Origin of the sequence: Anaeromyxobacter dehalogenans 2CP-C, from assembly GCF_000013385.1 — a bacterium.
GTDB classification, from domain to species: Bacteria; Myxococcota; Myxococcia; order Myxococcales; family Anaeromyxobacteraceae; genus Anaeromyxobacter; species Anaeromyxobacter dehalogenans_B.
In genome coordinates this window covers 1,182,096-1,198,935 of record NC_007760.1, presented here as the reverse complement: position 1 = coordinate 1,198,935, position 16,840 = coordinate 1,182,096, and the positions used below count along the sequence as shown (strand labels likewise).

Sequence of the window (16,840 nt, the reverse complement as noted above, 5' to 3'; positions counted from 1 at the left end):
CGACAATGTCCAGGATCAAGATCCTTCTGCTCTGCGTCCCGGTGGCCCTGGCCGGCCTCGGCGTCGCCCTGCACGCGACCTGGCGGATGGCGGCGCTGGAGCGCGCGCTCCAGGGCGCCGACGCCGAGGCGCGCGAGGCCGGGCGGGCGTTCGTCCAGACGCTCCAGGGCGAGCACGCCGAGCGGCAGCGGATCGCCCTCGACCGGCGGAGGACCCTCGCGCTCGAGATGGCGGCGGCCCGGCGCGACCGGCTGCTCGGCCTGCTCGCCACCAGCGCCGCCGGGCTGCTCGGCGCTGCACTGTCGGTGATGGCCCGCATCTCCGCGGAGGTCGAGGAGGATCGCCGCCACGTGCGCGCCGCCGGCGGGGATCACGGACCGGACCGGTCCTGATCCCGGGGCCAAGTCGACCGGAACGGTCCGATTTTTCCCTAAGAAATTCGGCTGCCTGGACTTGACTCGACCCCGTCCGGGATCGGATAAGCGTCCCCGTCCACCCGCCCGCCGGGCGCTCGTGAGAGGAAGAGAAAGACCATGGCCCTGAAGATTACCGAGGAGTGCATCAACTGCGGCGCGTGCGAGCCCGAGTGCCCGAACACCGCCATCAGCCAGGGTGACGACATCTACGTCATCGACGCCGCCAAGTGCACCGAGTGCCAGGGCGTGCACGACGCGCCGGCGTGCGCGGGCGTCTGCCCGGTCGACTGCTGCGTGAAGTAGCCGCGGCCGCCGCGGAAGCAACCGCGGCACAGGCGTGTTGACGAGGAGCAGCGCCCCCGTGGGCGCTGCTCTTTTCGTTCCCGCCCGCCAGGGACGCACGCCGAGGCGATTGGCCCTAGGCGGAATCCGCTCGCGGGCGGTAGCATCGAGCGTCTTCGAACACGCCAGCGGCGGAACGCCGAGGAGAGTCCCATGGCCACCTTCATCACCGAGGAATGCATCAACTGCGGCGCGTGCGAGCCGGAGTGCCCGAACAGCGCCATCAGCCAGGGCGACGACATCTACGTCATCAACCCCGACCTCTGCACCGAGTGCGTCGGGTTCCACGGCGAGGAGGCCTGCGCCGCGGTGTGCCCCGTGGACTGCTGCGTCCCGGATCCGAACCGGACCGAGACCGAGGAGCAGAACTACGCGAAGCTGGCGACGATCCACCCCGACAAGACGTTCCCGTCGCTCGGCGAGCTGACCGCCGAGCTGTCGCGGTTCCGCAAGTAGCCGCCGCCGGCGGACGCCGTCCCGCGCCCCGCGTGCCCATGGTGCGCGGGGCGTCGTCGTCTCGCCACCCGCCGGGCCCCCGCCCGTCCAACCCGACCGAGGAGCCCGCCGCCATGTCACGAACCGTGAAGCTCGACCGCCGCACCGCCGCCGTGCTGCTCGTGGACGTGCAGGAGCGGCTCACCCCCGCCATGCCCGCGGAGGCGCTGGCCCGGGTGGTGAAGTACGCGACCGCGCTCGTCGAGGGGGCGAAGGCGCTCGGGGTCCCCGTGCTCGCGACCGAGCAGTATCCCAAGGGCCTCGGGGCGACCCTCCCCGAGCTCGCGCGCCTGCTCCCCTCCCCCGCGCTCGCGAAGGTGCACTTCTCCTGCGGCGCCGACCCCGCCTTCGCCGCCGCGCTGGAGGCCACCGGCCGGCGGCAGGTCGTGATCACCGGGATGGAGACGCACGTGTGCGTGTTCCAGACCGCGCGCGACCTCGTGCAGATGGGCTACGAGGTGCACGTCTGCGCCGACGCCGTGTCGAGCCGCACCGAGGAGCACCGCCGGGTCGGCCTCGAGCTGTGCCGCGAGGCCGGCGCCATCGTCACGACGGCGGAGACCGCGCTGTTCGATCTCCTCCACCAGGCCGGGACCCCCGAGTTCAAGAAGGTGTCCGCCCTGGTGAAGTGACGCCGCGCCACCGCCCGCCACCGGGGGAGGCAGGGCCCGTCCGTCCCGCCGGATCCCGGTTGACCCAAGGGTTTCGCGGTGCTACCTAGTCCGTCCCCGCAGTTCCCGGGGCGTAGCGCAGCCTGGTAGCGCACTTGCTTGGGGTGCAAGTGGTCGCTGGTTCAAATCCAGTCGCCCCGACTTCCGAAGCCCCCGGAACTGCACGCGAAAGCGACAGTCCGGGGGCTTCGATTTTTTACGCATCGTGCGCGTCGGGGTGCGTTTCAGGGTGCGAATCGAGGGCGTTCGGGCAGCCCCGAGTCAGCACTCCGGCATACCCCAGAGCAGAGGTCCCGGCGGCTGCGCGGCGATCCACCTCTGCCACCGCGTTCCGCCTGCCGGGTGGGGGGCGAACGGGCCGCGAAGGTCAGGCAGCGGGTCTGGCATCGGGTCCCAGAGGAGGAGTTGGGCCGCGTCCCCCTCGATACCTTCCTCATCAAGCATAGCTCCGCCTCCAGCGTGTGATCGCTCACGCGCTCGCACTTCGAGTGATGTGCGGGAAGCCTGCTTGACACAAAGGCGGAGGAAGGCGACCCTCCACCTTGCTAGAGCGGCAAGCAGGTTCCCTGTTCGCTGCGACTACGAGGGCCCGTTGGTGCGGGCCCTTTTTCTTCTCTCCAACAGCCTCACAGCGTACTGGCGCCGTGCCGAGTGTCCAAACTCGGCGGGGTTTCGGCCGCAGCGTGATGCGCGTCGATACTAGGCTGGGTGATCGACACCGCCAGGTTTCACGGGCCCAGCGCAGCCCGAGCGTCGTTCCTCAGGCAATCGTAGAGTCCGACTGCCATCCGTCAAGCGCGCCCCGTTACCGGCCGCGCCGGCCCAGCGCCCTCCCCACCCGCACCATGAGGCAACACCAACTCCGGGTGATTCCCGAGCCCCGTCTCGTTCAGCGCGCGGCGCAGCGCCGGGGAGCCGAAGCGCTCGATCACGCCGCGGGCTACGGCCACGTTCTCCTTGAACGTGGCTCCGCCGATCTCCGGGTCGCTCTCCACCGCTGCGCGCCACTCGGCCGTAGTGGCTGACCCACGCAGCGTCGGCCTCCGCCATGAGGCCGGTGATCGCCTCATGGTGGATGTCGGCGAGGCGCTGGGCGCCCTTCGCGTCGAGTCCGAGATCGACCGCGGCGGCGTCGAACGCCTCGGCCGAGGCCGGGTCCAGCTCCAGGCCGGCGGGGACGGTGATCTCCAGGCCGGAGGTGGTGAGTGTGTGCGGCTCGGCCGGCGGGGACTCCGACCCTGCGGGCGCGGGGACCGGCGCGGAGGTGGCCGGGTCGAGCCGGGCGGCCTCTGCCGCGGGGGCGGCGGGGGGCGGCACGTCCTTGTACGAGGACGGGAATGCGGCGCGGAGCGAGTCCTCCGACTCCGGGAGCGGCGCGGCGACCGAGGGGAGCACGGCCCGCTCGCGCGCGGGCTGCGCCGCCGCAGCGGGGGGCGGCCCGTCCCGATACGACGAGGGGAAGGCGGCGCGAAGGTCCGCTTCGCTCAGGTTGGCGGCGGACGTGGTGGCGGTGATGCCGTAGTCGGGGCTCGGGGTGTCACTCATGGCGGGTTTCCTTTCAGTTGATCAAAACGAGGTTCACGATTCGTTCAGCGCCGGGCGTTGGGGTCCCCCCGGGCGCGACGGACAGGAATCCCCGGGGTCGGGGGTGCCACCCCACCCCCGCGCATCGTGAAAGGGGGACCCAACACGGTGCGTGAATCCATGGCGGACGCGGCGACGATCCGGGGCCGAGGCTCGGCGACGGTGACCGCGACCGCAGCGCGGCCGAGTCGAGCGCCCGGTGGTGCGGGTGGTGAGGCGCGAGCCCCGGCGCTCCCAGGCCGGCGGCGCGCTCGGGATCCGGTGCGAGCTGGGCGCGGCGCCCGAAGGTCCGCGACCCCACCCGCGAGGTGAGCGGACGGGGCGGAGGAAGCACAGTTCCCGGCCCCTCCGCACCCTCTCGCGCACCCTGCCACGGCGATGCGTCCCTGAAACGACTGTGCCGCAGCAGAGATACGCGTGTGACCACATTCTTTCTAGGCAAGCGGTCCACCGCTACCGCCCGGCGGCGAAGTCGGACAGCGGGTCGAAGTCGGCCGCCGGCTGTGCCTCGGCCTCCGCTGCGAGCCGGCCGGTGATGCCCGCGCGATCCTCAAACCCGCCCGGCGTCATCACGTCGTCCGGCCGCTCCCCGTCGTGCGGATTCCAGCCGGCCCACTCCGGCCGGGCGGCCACGATGCGTTGCGCGGCATCGGTCGAGTAGCCGGGGTGGATCTGGCGCAGCTCGTCCACCGCCGCGTCGAAGGCGGCGAGCCTCCGCCGCTCCTTCTCGGCGAGCGGGAGCGCGTCCCAGGCGGCCCGCTCCGCCGCTTCCCTCACGGCCTCGCGCTCCGCCTCGCGCTGGCGTTGCCGGTCCTCCGCCCGGAGGCGTTCGATCTCGGCCATGTCGTCCAGCACATCGCCTAGCGCGGCGAGCGTGGCCGCATCGTCCCCGGCGGGCCTCACCTTCTCGACCACGAACTGCGCGAGGTCGGGAAGGCCGGGCTCGGCGAGGTCGGCGAGCCGGGCCTCTGCGTGGACCTCGGCGGCGCGGTCGAGGATCGCGGCGAGGATCGGGCGCAGCTTCCCGAGCGCCTTCCCCGTAGCCTTATCAAGCGCGGGGACGAGGGGCGCCGGTAACCTCGGCGGCCGCGGCGTGCATGCGGGCGGCGTGGCCGGTGCGCTCGGCCGCCTCCAGCCGGGCACGCAATGAAACGAGGGCGTTCTCCACCTCGGCGCGCTCGGCGGACAGGCGGCGGGCGGCGCGGCGGGCGTTCTCCGCCTCCACCACCTCGGCGGTCGAGACTTCGGGAAGCACCTCGATCCGCTCCACGATCTCGACCGCGGCGGCGGCCTCGGCGGTGAGCTTCGCGATCTTCGACTCACAGGCGGCCACGTTTTCGCGGGCGTAGCCGGTGGCCGCGTCGGCCTCAGCGATGGTGATCTGTGCTTTGCGCCCGCCGCTGTCCCAGACGACGAGGACGACGAGGACGGTGAGTGGGTGCGTCCGGGCCGCAAGCGCACTCGCGGGCGCCAGCGGTGCAGCACCCGTCGAAGCTCCGTTCGAGCTGAGGATGGGCCCGACGTGCAGACTTCCGGCTACCAAGACCGCGGCCCCGCTCGGATCACGGACTCGGTGCCGGAGCAAAGCACGCGGCGGATCAGCAGCTTGAAGTCGGTGCTGCGGGTGTTCACCTGCAATGCCCGCCGCCGACGCCCGAAGTGAATGCTGCTGGCCGGAGAGCCACGCCCGATCACCAGCACCACTCAGCGAAAGGGCGCACGGCCTTCCGGCCATGGACGCGATTCATGGAATGCTCGCGCCCCGCTCCAAGCCATTCGGGAGCAGGCGGAGTTCTGCCTCGCTGAGCGGACGAGCGCCGATCAATCCGGAGGCGATAGCCCGGCCACGTCCAGTCGATGCATCACCCAGTGGGCGTCGCCGACGAACGGATACTCGACCAGGTCGATCCGCCTCGTGCGCAGCGACTCCGAGAGCGGCAGCGCGAACAGCGCCTGGTAGGCCTTCCGGCGTTGCGGCCCGGTCTTTCCGAGCGCGAGGTACTCCGGCGCGTCATCGATGAGCGGATCCGGCTCACCGAAGGCGTAGTGCCGGTAGCTCGACCACTTCCAGTCTTTCGGACTCTTCACCAGACCTGCGCGGACCGGGTTGAGGTCGCCGTACCGCATCACGGTCAGCTGATGCGCGCCCTCGGCCTGGATCCGCGGTGAACGCATCCGTTCCATGACCACCTGGCCGCGCCGTTCGCGTCGCTTGTTGTACCAGCGCGCGAACTGCCCGTTCACCACCTGCCAGAACCGGCTGAACTGCTCCTGATCGCGCCTCGTCGTGCACGTGACGTGCGGATGCGTGCCCATCAGGCAGTACGAGTTGATCTCGACCCCGTACTTCTCCTTGTAGCGACCGAGCAGCTCGAGGAACTTGTCCGTCGCGCCGGCCTCCTCGAGGACGTGCTCGAAATCGTGCGCGCGCCAGGTGCAGTGATTGCTCGAGTCGCGCTCCACCAGCGCGAAGCGCGGGATTCGGGCCATGCCTGGGCGCTACGCAAGTCGAGTACCAAGGACGCAACGTGACGTTCGTGGGAAAGTCGCACTTCGAGGGTCCGTAGAACGAACCAACGGCCGCGGCGCGTCCGAACCGCCAACTCTTGCCGGCTGACTCCGGCACCAGTGCCCCTTGCCGGCTGACTCCGGCACCAGTGCCGCGCGGCACCAGTGCCCGGCACCAGTGCCGCGTCTTGACCCGGGTCACGCTGGGGCGCGTCCATCGCCGGTACGGTTGCCCCGTGCCCCGCCGCACCGATGCTGCCCGTCGTCAGCGCCCTCCGGATGTTGCGAGGCGAACCGTGCTCGCGGCCGTCTCCGCGGCGATCGGACTGGTCGTCGCATCACTCTCCGCGAGTTGGCTCGGCGCATTCGACCTGGGTCGTCGGTCGGGCCGGAGCCCCGCCGGCTGCTACGAGCTGGATCACTGCGGCCTCTCCTGGTGGTGGACGCTCGGGTTCCTCCTCGTCGTGTGGGGCCTGCCCGCCGTGGCGTTCAGCGTGGCTGGGTGGTCCGGCGCAGCGCGCATGAGCTGGTCGGCCCGTGCTCGAGCCACACTCCTGTTCTCGCTCGGGGTGGTCGCGTACCACCTTGCGTGCGGGTCGCTCTTCGTCCTGATCGCTGACCGTTGACCCGTCGAGGTCCGGTGACAGGCCGAACGCAGCGCCCAGGGCAACGGCTCTCGGCATTCGGGCGGCCCGATCGCGTCCGGCCGGCCTCACCCCGCTTCCTGCGCACCCCGCACGTCGGCGTCGGAGGCGGCACCCACCGTGCCCGTCCGCTGCGCGCGATGCGCCGCCCTCGCGGCCTCCATCGCCTGCTGCATGGCGGCCTTCACCGGGATGATGACGGAGTACGACTTGAACAGCAGGCCGGTGAGGTACGCGGCGAGCTGGACCACGAAGAACGCGCTGATCGCGAGGTCCACGGGCAGGAAGCCGGTCGAGACGAGCACGGGGCGATACAGCGCCACGAGCAGGAACGTCACCCAGTGGCTCGTGCAGTAGAAGCACGCGGTCAGGTGGCCGAGCCACTCGCTCCGCGCGGAGAGGAGCCTCCGCATCGGCTCGAAGATCTCGGTTCCGGTGATGGTGAACGACGTCCCGCTCACGACCATGGCGAGGACGGCGCAGGTCCACAGGGCTTCGACGGGCAGCGGCATGGGGTGCTCCTCCGTTCCGGCGCGGCCCGACGGGGCCGGCGCGGTGCGACGCAGTCATGCGCGGGCGGCAGCCGTGGGTGCATTGCGATTCGCGTTGCCCAATTGATACCTGGCCGGTATCAACCACGGCATGGACCTCCGCGAGCTGCGCGCGTTCCTGGTGGTTGCCTCGGAGCTGAGCTTCCGCCGCGCCGCGGAGCGGCTGCACATGAGCCAGCCGCCGCTGAGCCGCCTCATCGCGGGGCTCGAGCGCGACCTCCGCGTGCGCCTGCTGGACCGCAGCACGCGGTCCGTCTCGCTCACGCCGGCCGGCGCGCTCCTCTTCCGCGAGGGGCCGGCGGTCCTGGAGCGCGCGGAGGCGCTGGAGTCCCGGGTGCGCGAGCGCGGGCGACGCTCCGGGCAGCCGCTGCGGATCGGGCTCTCCACGGCGGGGTTCGCGACCTGGGTGCCGGAGGGGATCGCACGCCTCGAGACGAAGGCCGGCGGGCCCGGCGTCGAGCTCACCTCGAACGTCCCGGATCGCCTCCTCCGCGACCTCCAGCTCGGGCGGCTCGACGCGGTCTGCGCCGAGACGGCCGACGGGGAGACGCCGGGCCTGGAGCGATGGGTGGTCGCCGAGGACGCGGTGGGCGTCTTGCTGCCCGCCACGCACCGCCTGGCGCGGCGCCGCACGCTGCGCCTGCGCGACCTCGAGGGCGAGATCTTCGTGGTCCATCCGCGCCACGAGCACGCCCACCTCTACGAGAGCCAGCAGCGGGCGCTCCGCGCGGCGGGCATCCGCTACCGGATCCTCACCAAGCGGCCGGACGAGAGCTGCCCGATCCTGGTCGCGCGGGGCAAGGGGATCCTGCTGGCGGCCCCTTCGTTCGTGCGAACGCGGGCGTCGAACACGCGGTTCGTCCCGCTGCGCGAGCCCGCGCTCACGCACCGCGTGGCGCTGCTGTGGCGGGGCGAGCGCGCCAGCCCGGAGCTCACCGCGCTGCTGGACGCCCTGCGACGGGGCGCGCCGCGCCGAGCCGTCCCCCGGCCCCGGTGACGGCGACGGCTGCGATCGCGCCCGCGAGGTGGGCGAGCGGGACCGCGACGACGCCCGGCGGCGCGCCGGCGAGGAGCATCCGCCCGGTGGAGAGCTCCCATGCCAGCTTCGCGACGCACGCCGCGAGCGCGAGGCCGGAGAGCGTCGGCATGGGGCCGGGCTCGCGCAGCCCCACGAGCGCGAGCGCGACGATCGCCGCGTACGCCATCCCGGAGAGCCCGGCGTATCGCTGGAGCGAGGGCTGGAGCCAGAGCACCGCGAGGCCGACGGCGAGGGCCGACGCGAGCGTCAGCGTCGCGAACCTCGCGCGGCCGCGGCGCTCCAGCATCGCGCCGGCGACGCCGAACGCGAGGGCGTCGACCGCGAGGTGCGACGCCGAGAAGTGCACGAGGCTCCCGGTGAGCACGCGCCACGCCTCGCCGCTCGCGACGCGCGCGCGGTCGAGGATCAGCAGCTCGCCCAGCGCCGGCTCGAGGTACGCGCCGAGCGCGAGGGAGAGCACCGCGGCGGTGACCCAGGGGAAGGGCCGCATCACCGGGCCCCCGACCGCCTCCGCCGCCACGAGGCGACCCCGGCGCCGCCGCCGGCGAGCGCCGCGAGGATGGCGAGCGCCGCCGCGTCGACGGCGCCGCCGCCGCTGGCCGCCGCGCGCTTCTCGTACTCCGGCGTGCGCACGACCTCGATCTCCTCGGGCTGCGCCTTCAGGCGCTCCTGGAAGGCGGCGAGCTGCGCGTCGAGCGCCGTGATCAGCTCCGCCGTCGCGAGCTTGAAGCCCTGCTGCCGGTCCTGGCGGAGCTCCTCCGATTCGTTCACCGGCGTCGATCGGCCCTTCACGACGCTCGTGCCGGGCGCACGGAAGAGGAGCTTGCGGCTCGGGATGTCGAGCACGACGGCGTCCATCAGCGTGCGCGTGTCGTGCTTCTCCCCCTGCACGACGTACGCGCCGACGAGCGTCCAGTAGGTGAGCGTCGCCACCCCCTGATCCTTGAACTGCACCTGGTCGAAGGCGATGAGGACGATCTCGTCCACGCCGAACATGTTCCGGATCTGGTCGAGGTTCGTGAACCCGCCACCGGGCGTCAGGTACGCGGTCGGGATGATCTCGACCGACTTGACGTACGGCCGCTCGCGGAAGTGCGCGGCGATCGTCTCCATGAGACGGAACCGCTCGGTCTCGGGGGCGGCGGCGTCGCGGTCGCCGACGTACGCCGCCGGCGTCACCTCGCCGGCCGCCGGCGGGACGAAGGCGATCCCGACCCTGAGCGGGAGCGTGAGCTTCGGGACGGACGGCTGGGCCGGCTCCGACTGTCCAGCCGGATACAGGTAGTTGACGACGCTCGTCGCCCGCCGCGCCGTCGTCTGGGCGCAGGCGCCGAGCACCGTCAGGAGGATGAGTGGAGCGAGGGTGAACCCGCGGGACCTTCCACGGCACGTGGGGGCTGACATGGGAGCGCGTCCTCCGGTTGGGCGAATCGCGAACCGAGTGACCTGCCGACTCCACGGGCATACTAGGCCGATCGCTGCTTGGAACGAAGACGCGCCGGCCAGCTGCGACGAATGGCGCGGCGAGCCCGGGTGTCCCCCCCGTCCCGGTGAGCTGCGGGCATTCGGCTCGCCCACCGATCGGCGGACCTGGATCCGCGGCGCGCCATCAATCCGGCGCGTCGTGCGCCTTCATGAACGCGTCGATGGTCGCGTAGTAGCCGGGCAGCATGTCGTGGAGGCGTCGTTTGCCCTTCGCGGTCAGCAGGACGCGACGGCTTCGTGCGTCGGTCTCGTCTTCGCGAAACCGGACCAGGCCCCCTGCCGCGAGCGACTGCAGCGTGCGGGTCATCACCGGGCGCGCGACGTCGATGCGTTCGGCCACCTCGCTGATGCGGAGGCCGCCCGGGTCCTCCTCGCGATCGAGCACCACGAGCACGAGGAAGCGCGCTTGCGAGAGCTGGTGGGTGGCGAAGTACGCCTCGAGCTCTCGCAGCAGCAAGCTGGCCGTCCGCAGCATGCGCAGCGCACGGTCGATGGTCTCGACCTGCATGGCGGGGAAGGCGGCGTGGTAGCGCTCGAGGACCTGGCGGGTCGGGAGCTCCTTGAGGAAGAACATGGCCGCACTCAGAGGGCGCGCAGCTCGGCGCTCGTGACCTGGCCGCCGAAGTGATGGACCACGTGCTGGAGCACGTGCTCGTGCTGCGAGCGCTCGAACGCAGCGCACGCGTCGCTGACGACGTAGGCGTCGTACCCGAGGTCGTGAGCCTCGCGCAGGGTCGACTCGACGCACACGTGCGTCGCGAAGCCGCAGAGCAGCAGCGTCCTCAGGTCGTTGTTGCGCAGGAACGGATCGAGGGTGGAGCTCTTGAGCACGCTCGCGCCGGATCGGCCCTGGACGACGAACTCGCCCTCCCGCGGGACGAACGGCTCGACGAAGCGGGAGCCCTCCTCGCCCCAGGTCCCGGCGTGCGGGATGGCGCCGCGGAGGCCGAGCCTGCCCTCGCCGCGCCCGAAGAGGAGGTACCCCGGGTCGCGGGTGAACGAGAGGCCCGCGTGCGCGATGGCCCAGCGGCGCTCGCGGGCGTGCGCGAGCAAGTCCCCGGCCGCGGCGACCGCGGAGCGGAAGGCGTCCTTGTCGTGGATCAGCCCCCGTTGAAGCTTCCCGGTGGGTGCCACCCACTCGTGCTGGAACTCGATGAGGACGAGGGCGGCGCGCCCGATGTCGATCTGCTTCACGATACCTCCCGGACCTCGATGAGACGACCTGGCCAGCGAATAATTACCATGGTAACTATTGCTCCGCAACGGCTCGCGCCGCCCAGCCCCCGGTGAGAGGCCGACGCTTCGGTCGGGCGCGAGCCGCCTCAGGGCGCGGTGGCGGCGACGAACGCGACGGGGATGAGCCCGGGGATCAGCTCGGTACGCCGCACCTCGAACCCAACCGCCGAGATGTCCGCCGAGAGCGACGCCGCCGTGAACCTGCGCGCACCGGGAAACCCGGTCGCGCCGAGGACGCGCGAGACGAGCCTCGACGTCCGCGTCTCGTCGTGCGCGTACGTCGGCGCGACGAGCGTTCCACCGGGCCGGAGCACCGCGCGCAGCGCACGCAGCGCGGCCTCCAGGTCCGGGAGCAGGTGGAGCACGTTCGCGCAGACGACGGCGTCGAACGAGCGGGGCGGCATGCCGAGCGCGTACACGTCGCGCTCGACGCACTCCACGTTCCCGAGCCCATCGGCCCGGACGCGGTCGCGGAGCAGCCGGACCATCGCGTCCGCGTAGTCGGTCGCGACGACGCTCCCCACGACGGGCGCGATCGCGGTGGTCACGATGCCCGTCCCCGCCGCGACCTCGAGCACCTCGCCCGCCCCGCGGACCTCCTGCGCGACGAGCTCGAGCATCCGCGGGAGCGGGCCTCCGAGCACGCGCATCGAGCGGTCGTACCTCGCCGCGTGGCGCTCCCAGTAGCGCCTTCCCCGTGCTGCCTCCGTGTCGCTCACGCGGCGAATCTACCCGATCACGACCCGAGCAGCGCCCGCACCGCGTCGGGCGACAGCACCTTCCCTGCCGACTTCACCACGCCGTCCACCACCAGCGCGGGGGTGGTCATGACGCCGAGCTTCATGATCTCGCGGAGGTCCTCCACCTTCTCGACCTTCGCGTCGAGCCCCAGCGCGGCGACGGCCTGCTCCGCGTTCGCGGTGAGCTGCTTGCACTTCGCGCACCCGGTCCCGAGCACCTGGATCTTCATCGTCGTCTTCCTCCGTCAGGGTTCGTCGATTCGCGGCCTCAGAGGACCGCGTTGAACAGCCAGCCGACCAGCAGGATCCCGGACGCCACCACGCCCACGAACGCCAGGATGAGCGGCGGCCGCAGCACCTTCCGCAGGATCACGATCTCCGGCAGCGAGAGGCCGATGACCGCCATCATGAACGCGAGCACGGTGCCCAGCGCGGCGCCCTTGCCGAGGAGCGCCTCGACCACGGGGATGATCCCGGCGGCGTTCGAGTACATGGGCACGCCCAGGGCCACCGCGGCGGGCACCGACCACCAGGCGGACTTGCCCATGAACGAGGCGAGCAGCCCCTCGGGCACGTAGCCGTGGATCCCGGCGCCGACCGCGATGCCGGCCACGACCCAGGGCCAAACCTTGCCGACCACCTCGCGCACCGCCTGGAGGCCGCGCTCGACGCGCCCGGCGAAGCCGAGGTGCTCCTTCTCGAACCGCGCCTCGCCCTTCATCGACTCGTACACCCACGGCTCCACGTGCCGCTCGAGCTTCATGCGCCCGAGCACGAAGCCGGCCAGGATGGCGATGGTGAGCCCGGTGACGAGGTAGAGGGCCGCCACCTTCCACCCGAACAGCCCGAGCAGGAGCACCAGGGCGACCTCGTTCACCATGGGCGCTGACACGAGGAAGGAGAACGTGACGCCGAGCGGGACGCCGACCTCGACGAAGCCGAGGAAGAGCGGGATGGCGGAGCAGGAGCAGAACGGGGTCACGACCCCGAGCAGCGCGGCGACCACGTTCCCGACCGACTCGCGCTTGCCGACGAGGATCGCCCGGGTCCGCTCGGCCGTGAAGAACGAGCGGACGATGCCGACCAGGAAGACGATGAGCGTGAGCAGCAGCAGCACCTTCGGCACGTCGTAGAGGAAGAACGCGAGGCTCTCGCCGAGGTGCGATCCCTCGGCGAGACCGAGGAGGCCGAAGGTGAGCCACCGGGAGAGCGGGTGGGCCGCGGCGTACGCGACGATCCACGCGACGAGCGCGCCGGCCAGCAGGAGCGCGACGCGCCGGGCGGACGGGCCGCGCGAGGAGGGCTCCGGCGTGACGCCGGTGGGGCAGCATGGCTGAGATGCGGGTGCGTCGAGGACGGAGAGGCTCATGGATTCCCTGCGATGCGGCCGGTCAGGTCGCGGTGTGGACGAACCAGGCGCCGCCCGCGATGACGGCGACGCCGGCGACGGAGCGGAGGACGGCGGCGGCGCGGCCGCCGGCGCTCCACGAGAGCCAGCGCTGCACCCCCTGCACCGACGCGCCGGCGACCACGATGGCGAGCGTGTGGCCGATCGCATAGGCGGCGACGAGCAGGCCGCCGCGGGCCGCGTCGGCGCCGCTCGCCCGGAAGGCGAGGCCGAGCAGCGGGGCCATGAAGGCGAAGGTGCACGGTCCGAGCGCCGCGCCGAAGATCGCGCCGAGGACGAGGGCGCCCAGCGGGCCGCGCCGGCCCGCGGATCGGGGCACGCTCCAGGACGGCAGCGGCAGGACGCCGAGGAGGTTCAGGCCGACGGCGAAGAAGACCGCCGCGAGCGCGTAGTTCCCGGCCGGTCCGACGTCGCCGGCCATCCGCCCGAGGAGCACGGTCGCGACCCCGACGGCGGCGATGCTGGCGAGGATGCCGAGCGCGAAGCTCGTGGACAGGCCCAGCGCCGCGCGGACCGACGGCGGCTCGCGCCCGCCGTTCATGTAGGCGACGACGAGCGGGATGCTCGAGAGGTGGCACGGGGACAGCGCCACCGAGAGCAGGCCCCAGAGGAGCGCCGCCGGCAGCGCGAACGCCAGCGAGGCCTCGAAGGCGTTCCCGAACGCGGTGAGGAGCCCGACCACCGCGCCCTCTCAGAGCCGGACGCCCAGGGCCTTCCACCGCGCCAGGATCCCCGCGCGGTCGATGAACCCCTCGTGCCGCGCCAGCTCCTTGCCGTCCGCGCCGTAGAAGATCTGGGTCGGGATCATGCGGACCCCGTGCGCCTCGGCGGCCGCGCGGTCCTTCCAGACGTCGATGAACACCACGTCCATCCGGCCGGCGTACTCGGCCCGGAGCCCCTCGAGGATGGGCGCCATCGCCTTGCACGGAACGCACGCCCCGGCCCCGAGGTCCACCAGCCGCGGCAGCGCCTTCCCGCCCGCCCGGCTTCCGGCCGGCGCGGCGTCCGCCGCCGCCGCCCACACCGGCGCGCTCAGGGCAGCGACGAGCAGGATCCCCTTCAGCCAGTTCTTCGTGCGCATCTCACACCTCTCGGGGTCGAACGGGTGCGGCTTATCGCACGCTGACGATTTGACGGCAAGGGCGGCCGATGCGGTCCGATGTCGCGGACCGGCTGCGGTGACGTTTATGCGAAGCTGGGGGTCCGGGTTGAAACGAATCGTCGCTTCATCGTAAGAAGCGGCGCATGCCCGTTGCCCTGAAGAAGGACCCGTGCGCCCCGGTGACCCTCGCCGACGTCGGCCCGGACCTGCGCCCGGTGGAGGGCTCCGGGGCGGACGAGGAGCTCGCGGCGCTCGCGAAGGCGCTCGGCCACCCGGCCCGCGTGCAGATCGTACGCCTCCTCGTGCGCCGCGAGGCGTGCATCTGCGGCGACATCGTGGACGAGCTGCCGCTGGCGCAGTCCACCGTCTCCCAGCACCTGAAGGTGCTGAAGGACGCCGGCATCGTCCGCGGAGAGATCGACGGGCCGCGCGTCTGCTACTGCGTCGAGCCCCGCACCCTGCGGCGCCTGAAGGCGCTCGTCGGAAGCCTCTAGGACCCCGCCATGGCCGATGCCCTCCCCTCCGCCCCGGCGCCCGCGAGCGTCGCCCGCCGCCTCTCCTTCCTCGACCGCTACCTGACCGTCTGGATCTTCCTCGCCATGGGCGCCGGCATCCTGCTCGGCTGGGCGGTCCCGGGCGTCGTCCCCGCGCTCGACCGCATGAGCGTGGGCACCACCTCGATCCCGATCGCGGTGGGCCTGATCCTGATGATGTACCCGCCGCTCGCGAAGGTCCGGTACGAGGAGCTGCCGCGCGTCTTCCGGAACGGCAAGGTGCTGGCGCTGTCCCTCGTGCAGAACTGGATCGTCGGGCCGGTGCTCATGTTCGCGCTGGCGGTGATCTTCCTGCGCGACCGCCCCGAGTACATGGTCGGCCTGATCCTCATCGGCCTGGCGCGCTGCATCGCGATGGTGATCGTGTGGAACGACCTCGCGAAGGGGGACACCGAGTACTGCGCCGGGCTCGTCGCGTTCAACTCGATCTTCCAGGTGCTGTTCTTCTCCGTCTACGCGTGGGTCTTCATCACGGTGCTGCCGGGCTGGCTCGGGCTGCGCGGCGCCGAGGTCCACATCACCATCGGCGAGATCGCCCGGAGCGTCTTCGTCTACCTCGGCATCCCGTTCCTGGCCGGCATGGCGAGCCGGTTCGGCCTGCGGGCGCTCAAGGGCGAGGCGTGGTACCGCCGGGTGTTCATCCCGCGGATCTCCCCGATCACCCTCGTCGCCCTGCTCTTCACCATCGTGGTGATGTTCTCGCTGAAGGGCGAGACCATCGTGCAGGTGCCCTTCGACGTGGTCCGGATCGCGATCCCGCTCCTCGTCTACTTCCTGCTCATGTTCTTCGTCTCGTTCTGGATGAGCCGGAAGGTCGGCGCCAGCTACGGCCAGACGGCCACGCTCTCGTTCACCGCGGCCTCCAACAACTTCGAGCTGGCCATCGCGGTGGCGGTGGCGACGTTCGGGATGGCGCACGGCGCGGCGTTCGCCGCGGTGATCGGCCCGCTCGTCGAGGTGCCGGTCCTCATCGGCCTCGTGAACGTGGCCCTCCGCCTGCGCGACCGCTGGTTCCCGGGCGAGGCGGGCGAGATCGCGCGGGTGGCGAACTGCGCCGTGGCGGTGGACGGCCCGGCGGCCGGGAGGGGCCGGTGAGCGCGGACGCGGCCTGGCAGGAGGAGGCGGCGCGGCTCCGGGCGGCGCCCCCGCGCCACCTGCTGTTCCTCTGCGTCGCGAACTCGGCGCGCAGCCAGATGGCCGAGGGCATCGCGCGCGCGCTCGCGCCCGCGTCCACCCGGATCTCGTCCGCGGGATCCCGCCCGACGCAGGTGAACCCGCTCGCGGTCGCGGCGCTCGCCGAGGTCGGGATCGACCTCTCCGGCCAGCGCTCGAAGGGGCTGGAGGAGATCGCGCCCGACGTGGACGCGGTGATCACGCTGTGCGCGGAGGAGGTCTGCCCGGTGTGGCTGGGCAAGGCCGTCCGGCTGCACTGGGGCCTGCCGGATCCCGCTGCGCAGGCCGGCGACGAGGCCGCCCGGCTGGACGCCTTCCGCCGGGTCCGCGACGTGCTTCGGACCCGGCTCGCGGCCGTGTTCCGCCAGCCGGACGCGGACGCGATCCGGTTCGGCCCGGCGGCGCCGGAGGAGCTCGGCGCCATCCGCGCGCTGCTCGAGCGGCTGCGCCTCCCGGCGTCGGACGTCGGCGCCCCGCACCAGGTCTTCATCGCGGCGCGCTCCGGGGACGAGCTCGTCGGCTGCGTCGCGCTGGAGCGGTACGGCGAGGACGCCTTGCTCCGGTCGCTGGCCGTCGTCCCGCGCCTCCAGGGCGCCGGCCTGGGCAAGGCCCTCCACGCCCAGGTCCTCGCCGAGGCCGGGCGGCGCGGCGTGCGGGCGGTCTACCTGCTCACCACGACGGCGGAGCGGTTCTTCGCGCAGGCGGGGTTCACGAGGACGGACCGCGCGAGCGTCCCGGCGGCCCTGGCCGCCAGCACCGAGTTCCGGTCCCTCTGCCCCGCCTCCGCGGTCTGCATGGTGAAGCCCCTCCCCCGCTGACGACGTCAGCCAGGCGGGGCGCCGCCGGGCCGGGGGCTCCCCTGGCGAAGCTGGGTCGTCCCGTCCGCCATGAC

The 16,840-nt window shown here is 72.3% G+C and carries 22 protein-coding genes and 1 tRNA gene; 10 read left to right on the top strand and 13 right to left on the bottom strand.

Going from position 1 to position 16,840, the window contains the following annotated elements; genetic code table 11:
- Positions 1-5: 5 nt before the first annotated feature.
- The 5 genes from ADEH_RS05350 to ADEH_RS05330 all read left to right on the top strand — a co-directional run bounded on the left by ADEH_RS05350 (position 6) and on the right by ADEH_RS05330 (position 2,065).
- A complete protein-coding gene (locus ADEH_RS05350) occupies positions 6-392 on the top strand; it encodes a hypothetical protein (protein ID WP_041453339.1) in 387 nt (128 codons plus the stop codon).
- Between the two features lie 141 nt (positions 393-533).
- Entirely contained in the window at positions 534-719 is a 186-nt protein-coding gene (locus ADEH_RS05345; RefSeq protein WP_011420100.1) for a YfhL family 4Fe-4S dicluster ferredoxin, read from the top strand.
- A gap of 192 nt (positions 720-911) precedes the next feature.
- Positions 912-1,214 (top strand): YfhL family 4Fe-4S dicluster ferredoxin, encoded by a 303-nt coding sequence (locus ADEH_RS05340; protein WP_011420099.1) that lies wholly within the window; start codon positions 912-914, stop codon positions 1,212-1,214.
- A gap of 113 nt (positions 1,215-1,327) precedes the next feature.
- Entirely contained in the window at positions 1,328-1,885 is a 558-nt protein-coding gene (locus tag ADEH_RS05335; RefSeq protein WP_011420098.1) for a hydrolase, read from the top strand.
- A 106-nt stretch (positions 1,886-1,991) separates the two neighbouring features.
- A tRNA-Pro gene (locus tag ADEH_RS05330) sits at positions 1,992-2,065 on the top strand.
- Between the two features lie 1,896 nt (positions 2,066-3,961).
- On the opposite strand, the gene ADEH_RS05320 is transcribed toward ADEH_RS05330, so the two are convergent.
- From ADEH_RS05320 to ADEH_RS05310, 3 genes are all read right to left on the bottom strand, one after another.
- Positions 3,962-4,651 carry a hypothetical protein gene (locus ADEH_RS05320; RefSeq protein WP_041453337.1) on the bottom strand — a complete coding sequence of 230 codons (690 nt, stop codon included), beginning with the start codon at positions 4,649-4,651 and terminating at the stop codon, positions 3,962-3,964.
- A complete protein-coding gene (locus ADEH_RS05315; RefSeq protein ID WP_011420095.1) occupies positions 4,557-5,243 on the bottom strand; it encodes a hypothetical protein in 687 nt (228 codons plus the stop codon). The genes ADEH_RS05320 and ADEH_RS05315 overlap by 95 nt, the downstream gene beginning before the upstream one ends.
- A gap of 86 nt (positions 5,244-5,329) precedes the next feature.
- On the bottom strand, positions 5,330-5,998 hold the full coding sequence (locus ADEH_RS05310; RefSeq protein WP_011420094.1) for a transposase: 669 nt from the start codon (positions 5,996-5,998) through the stop codon (positions 5,330-5,332).
- A 314-nt stretch (positions 5,999-6,312) separates the two neighbouring features.
- Here ADEH_RS05310 and ADEH_RS05305 point away from each other — a divergent pair, with 314 nt between their 5' ends.
- Positions 6,313-6,642 carry a hypothetical protein gene (locus ADEH_RS05305; protein WP_041453335.1) on the top strand — a complete coding sequence of 110 codons (330 nt, stop codon included), beginning with the start codon at positions 6,313-6,315 and terminating at the stop codon, positions 6,640-6,642.
- An 86-nt stretch (positions 6,643-6,728) separates the two neighbouring features.
- Here the strand turns inward: ADEH_RS05305 and ADEH_RS05300 are convergent, their stop codons facing one another.
- Positions 6,729-7,172, bottom strand: a complete 444-nt coding sequence (locus ADEH_RS05300; RefSeq protein ID WP_011420093.1) for a DUF1360 domain-containing protein — start codon at positions 7,170-7,172, stop codon at positions 6,729-6,731.
- A 130-nt stretch (positions 7,173-7,302) separates the two neighbouring features.
- Between ADEH_RS05300 and ADEH_RS05295 the strand changes: the two genes are divergently transcribed.
- Positions 7,303-8,208 carry a LysR family transcriptional regulator gene (locus ADEH_RS05295; protein WP_011420092.1) on the top strand — a complete coding sequence of 302 codons (906 nt, stop codon included), beginning with the start codon at positions 7,303-7,305 and terminating at the stop codon, positions 8,206-8,208.
- Here the strand turns inward: ADEH_RS05295 and rrtA are convergent.
- From rrtA to ADEH_RS05250, 9 genes are all read right to left on the bottom strand, one after another.
- Positions 8,144-8,740 carry a rhombosortase gene (gene rrtA / locus ADEH_RS05290; RefSeq protein ID WP_011420091.1) on the bottom strand — a complete coding sequence of 199 codons (597 nt, stop codon included), beginning with the start codon at positions 8,738-8,740 and terminating at the stop codon, positions 8,144-8,146. The two genes, ADEH_RS05295 and rrtA, sit on opposite strands and share 65 nt — an antisense overlap.
- Positions 8,740-9,654, bottom strand: coding sequence for a rhombotarget lipoprotein (rhlP, locus tag ADEH_RS05285; protein ID WP_011420090.1), 915 nt, complete (start codon positions 9,652-9,654; stop codon positions 8,740-8,742). The genes rrtA and rhlP overlap by 1 nt, the downstream gene beginning before the upstream one ends.
- A 205-nt stretch (positions 9,655-9,859) precedes the next feature.
- Complete coding sequence (locus ADEH_RS05280; RefSeq protein WP_011420089.1) at positions 9,860-10,309, bottom strand: MarR family winged helix-turn-helix transcriptional regulator; 450 nt, start codon at positions 10,307-10,309, stop codon at positions 9,860-9,862.
- An 8-nt stretch (positions 10,310-10,317) separates the two neighbouring features.
- Positions 10,318-10,929 carry a cysteine hydrolase gene (locus ADEH_RS05275; protein ID WP_011420088.1) on the bottom strand — a complete coding sequence of 204 codons (612 nt, stop codon included), beginning with the start codon at positions 10,927-10,929 and terminating at the stop codon, positions 10,318-10,320.
- Between the two features lie 128 nt (positions 10,930-11,057).
- Complete coding sequence (locus tag ADEH_RS05270; protein ID WP_011420087.1) at positions 11,058-11,690, bottom strand: class I SAM-dependent methyltransferase; 633 nt, start codon at positions 11,688-11,690, stop codon at positions 11,058-11,060.
- A gap of 17 nt (positions 11,691-11,707) precedes the next feature.
- Complete coding sequence (locus tag ADEH_RS05265; protein WP_011420086.1) at positions 11,708-11,941, bottom strand: thioredoxin family protein; 234 nt, start codon at positions 11,939-11,941, stop codon at positions 11,708-11,710.
- A 38-nt stretch (positions 11,942-11,979) separates the two neighbouring features.
- A complete protein-coding gene (locus ADEH_RS05260) occupies positions 11,980-13,080 on the bottom strand; it encodes a permease (protein WP_011420085.1) in 1,101 nt (366 codons plus the stop codon).
- Positions 13,081-13,102: 22 nt separating this feature from the next.
- Positions 13,103-13,801 (bottom strand): cytochrome c biogenesis CcdA family protein, encoded by a 699-nt coding sequence (locus tag ADEH_RS05255; protein WP_011420084.1) that lies wholly within the window; start codon positions 13,799-13,801, stop codon positions 13,103-13,105.
- 9 nt (positions 13,802-13,810) lie between these two features.
- Entirely contained in the window at positions 13,811-14,200 is a 390-nt protein-coding gene (locus ADEH_RS05250) for a thioredoxin family protein (RefSeq protein ID WP_011420083.1), read from the bottom strand.
- 164 nt (positions 14,201-14,364) lie between these two features.
- On the opposite strand from ADEH_RS05250, the gene ADEH_RS05245 reads away from it, so the two are divergent.
- The 3 genes from ADEH_RS05245 to arsN2 are packed head-to-tail and all read left to right on the top strand — an operon-like array spanning position 14,365 to position 16,766.
- Positions 14,365-14,715 (top strand): ArsR/SmtB family transcription factor, encoded by a 351-nt coding sequence (locus ADEH_RS05245; RefSeq protein WP_011420082.1) that lies wholly within the window; start codon positions 14,365-14,367, stop codon positions 14,713-14,715.
- Positions 14,716-14,724: 9 nt separating this feature from the next.
- Positions 14,725-15,870 carry an ACR3 family arsenite efflux transporter gene (gene arsB, locus ADEH_RS05240; RefSeq protein WP_011420081.1) on the top strand — a complete coding sequence of 382 codons (1,146 nt, stop codon included), beginning with the start codon at positions 14,725-14,727 and terminating at the stop codon, positions 15,868-15,870.
- Positions 15,867-16,766: an arsenic resistance N-acetyltransferase ArsN2 gene (gene arsN2, locus ADEH_RS05235; RefSeq protein ID WP_011420080.1), complete on the top strand. Its 900-nt coding sequence runs from the start codon at positions 15,867-15,869 to the stop codon at positions 16,764-16,766. The genes arsB and arsN2 overlap by 4 nt, the downstream gene beginning before the upstream one ends.
- Positions 16,767-16,840: the final 74 nt, after the last annotated feature.

Bases quoted from the DNA above. Each gene is read 5' to 3' on its own strand.
- rhlP (WP_011420090.1), bottom strand. From the start codon at position 9,654: ATGTCAGCCCCCACGTGCCGTGGAAGGTCCCGCGGGTTCACCCTCGCT.
- ADEH_RS05300 (WP_011420093.1), bottom strand. From the start codon at position 7,172: ATGCCGCTGCCCGTCGAAGCCCTGTGGACCTGCGCCGTCCTCGCCATG.
- ADEH_RS05280 (WP_011420089.1), bottom strand. From the start codon at position 10,309: ATGTTCTTCCTCAAGGAGCTCCCGACCCGCCAGGTCCTCGAGCGCTAC.
- rrtA (WP_011420091.1), bottom strand. From the start codon at position 8,740: ATGCGGCCCTTCCCCTGGGTCACCGCCGCGGTGCTCTCCCTCGCGCTC.
- arsB (WP_011420081.1), top strand. From the start codon at position 14,725: ATGGCCGATGCCCTCCCCTCCGCCCCGGCGCCCGCGAGCGTCGCCCGC.
- ADEH_RS05335 (WP_011420098.1), top strand. From the start codon at position 1,328: ATGTCACGAACCGTGAAGCTCGACCGCCGCACCGCCGCCGTGCTGCTC.
- ADEH_RS05345 (WP_011420100.1), top strand. From the start codon at position 534: ATGGCCCTGAAGATTACCGAGGAGTGCATCAACTGCGGCGCGTGCGAG.
- ADEH_RS05340 (WP_011420099.1), top strand. From the start codon at position 912: ATGGCCACCTTCATCACCGAGGAATGCATCAACTGCGGCGCGTGCGAG.
- ADEH_RS05260 (WP_011420085.1), bottom strand. From the start codon at position 13,080: ATGAGCCTCTCCGTCCTCGACGCACCCGCATCTCAGCCATGCTGCCCC.
- ADEH_RS05245 (WP_011420082.1), top strand. From the start codon at position 14,365: ATGCCCGTTGCCCTGAAGAAGGACCCGTGCGCCCCGGTGACCCTCGCC.
- ADEH_RS05350 (WP_041453339.1), top strand. From the start codon at position 6: ATGTCCAGGATCAAGATCCTTCTGCTCTGCGTCCCGGTGGCCCTGGCC.
- ADEH_RS05310 (WP_011420094.1), bottom strand. From the start codon at position 5,998: ATGGCCCGAATCCCGCGCTTCGCGCTGGTGGAGCGCGACTCGAGCAAT.
- ADEH_RS05295 (WP_011420092.1), top strand. From the start codon at position 7,303: ATGGACCTCCGCGAGCTGCGCGCGTTCCTGGTGGTTGCCTCGGAGCTG.
- ADEH_RS05315 (WP_011420095.1), bottom strand. From the start codon at position 5,243: ATGGCCGGAAGGCCGTGCGCCCTTTCGCTGAGTGGTGCTGGTGATCGG.
- ADEH_RS05265 (WP_011420086.1), bottom strand. From the start codon at position 11,941: ATGAAGATCCAGGTGCTCGGGACCGGGTGCGCGAAGTGCAAGCAGCTC.
- ADEH_RS05250 (WP_011420083.1), bottom strand. From the start codon at position 14,200: ATGCGCACGAAGAACTGGCTGAAGGGGATCCTGCTCGTCGCTGCCCTG.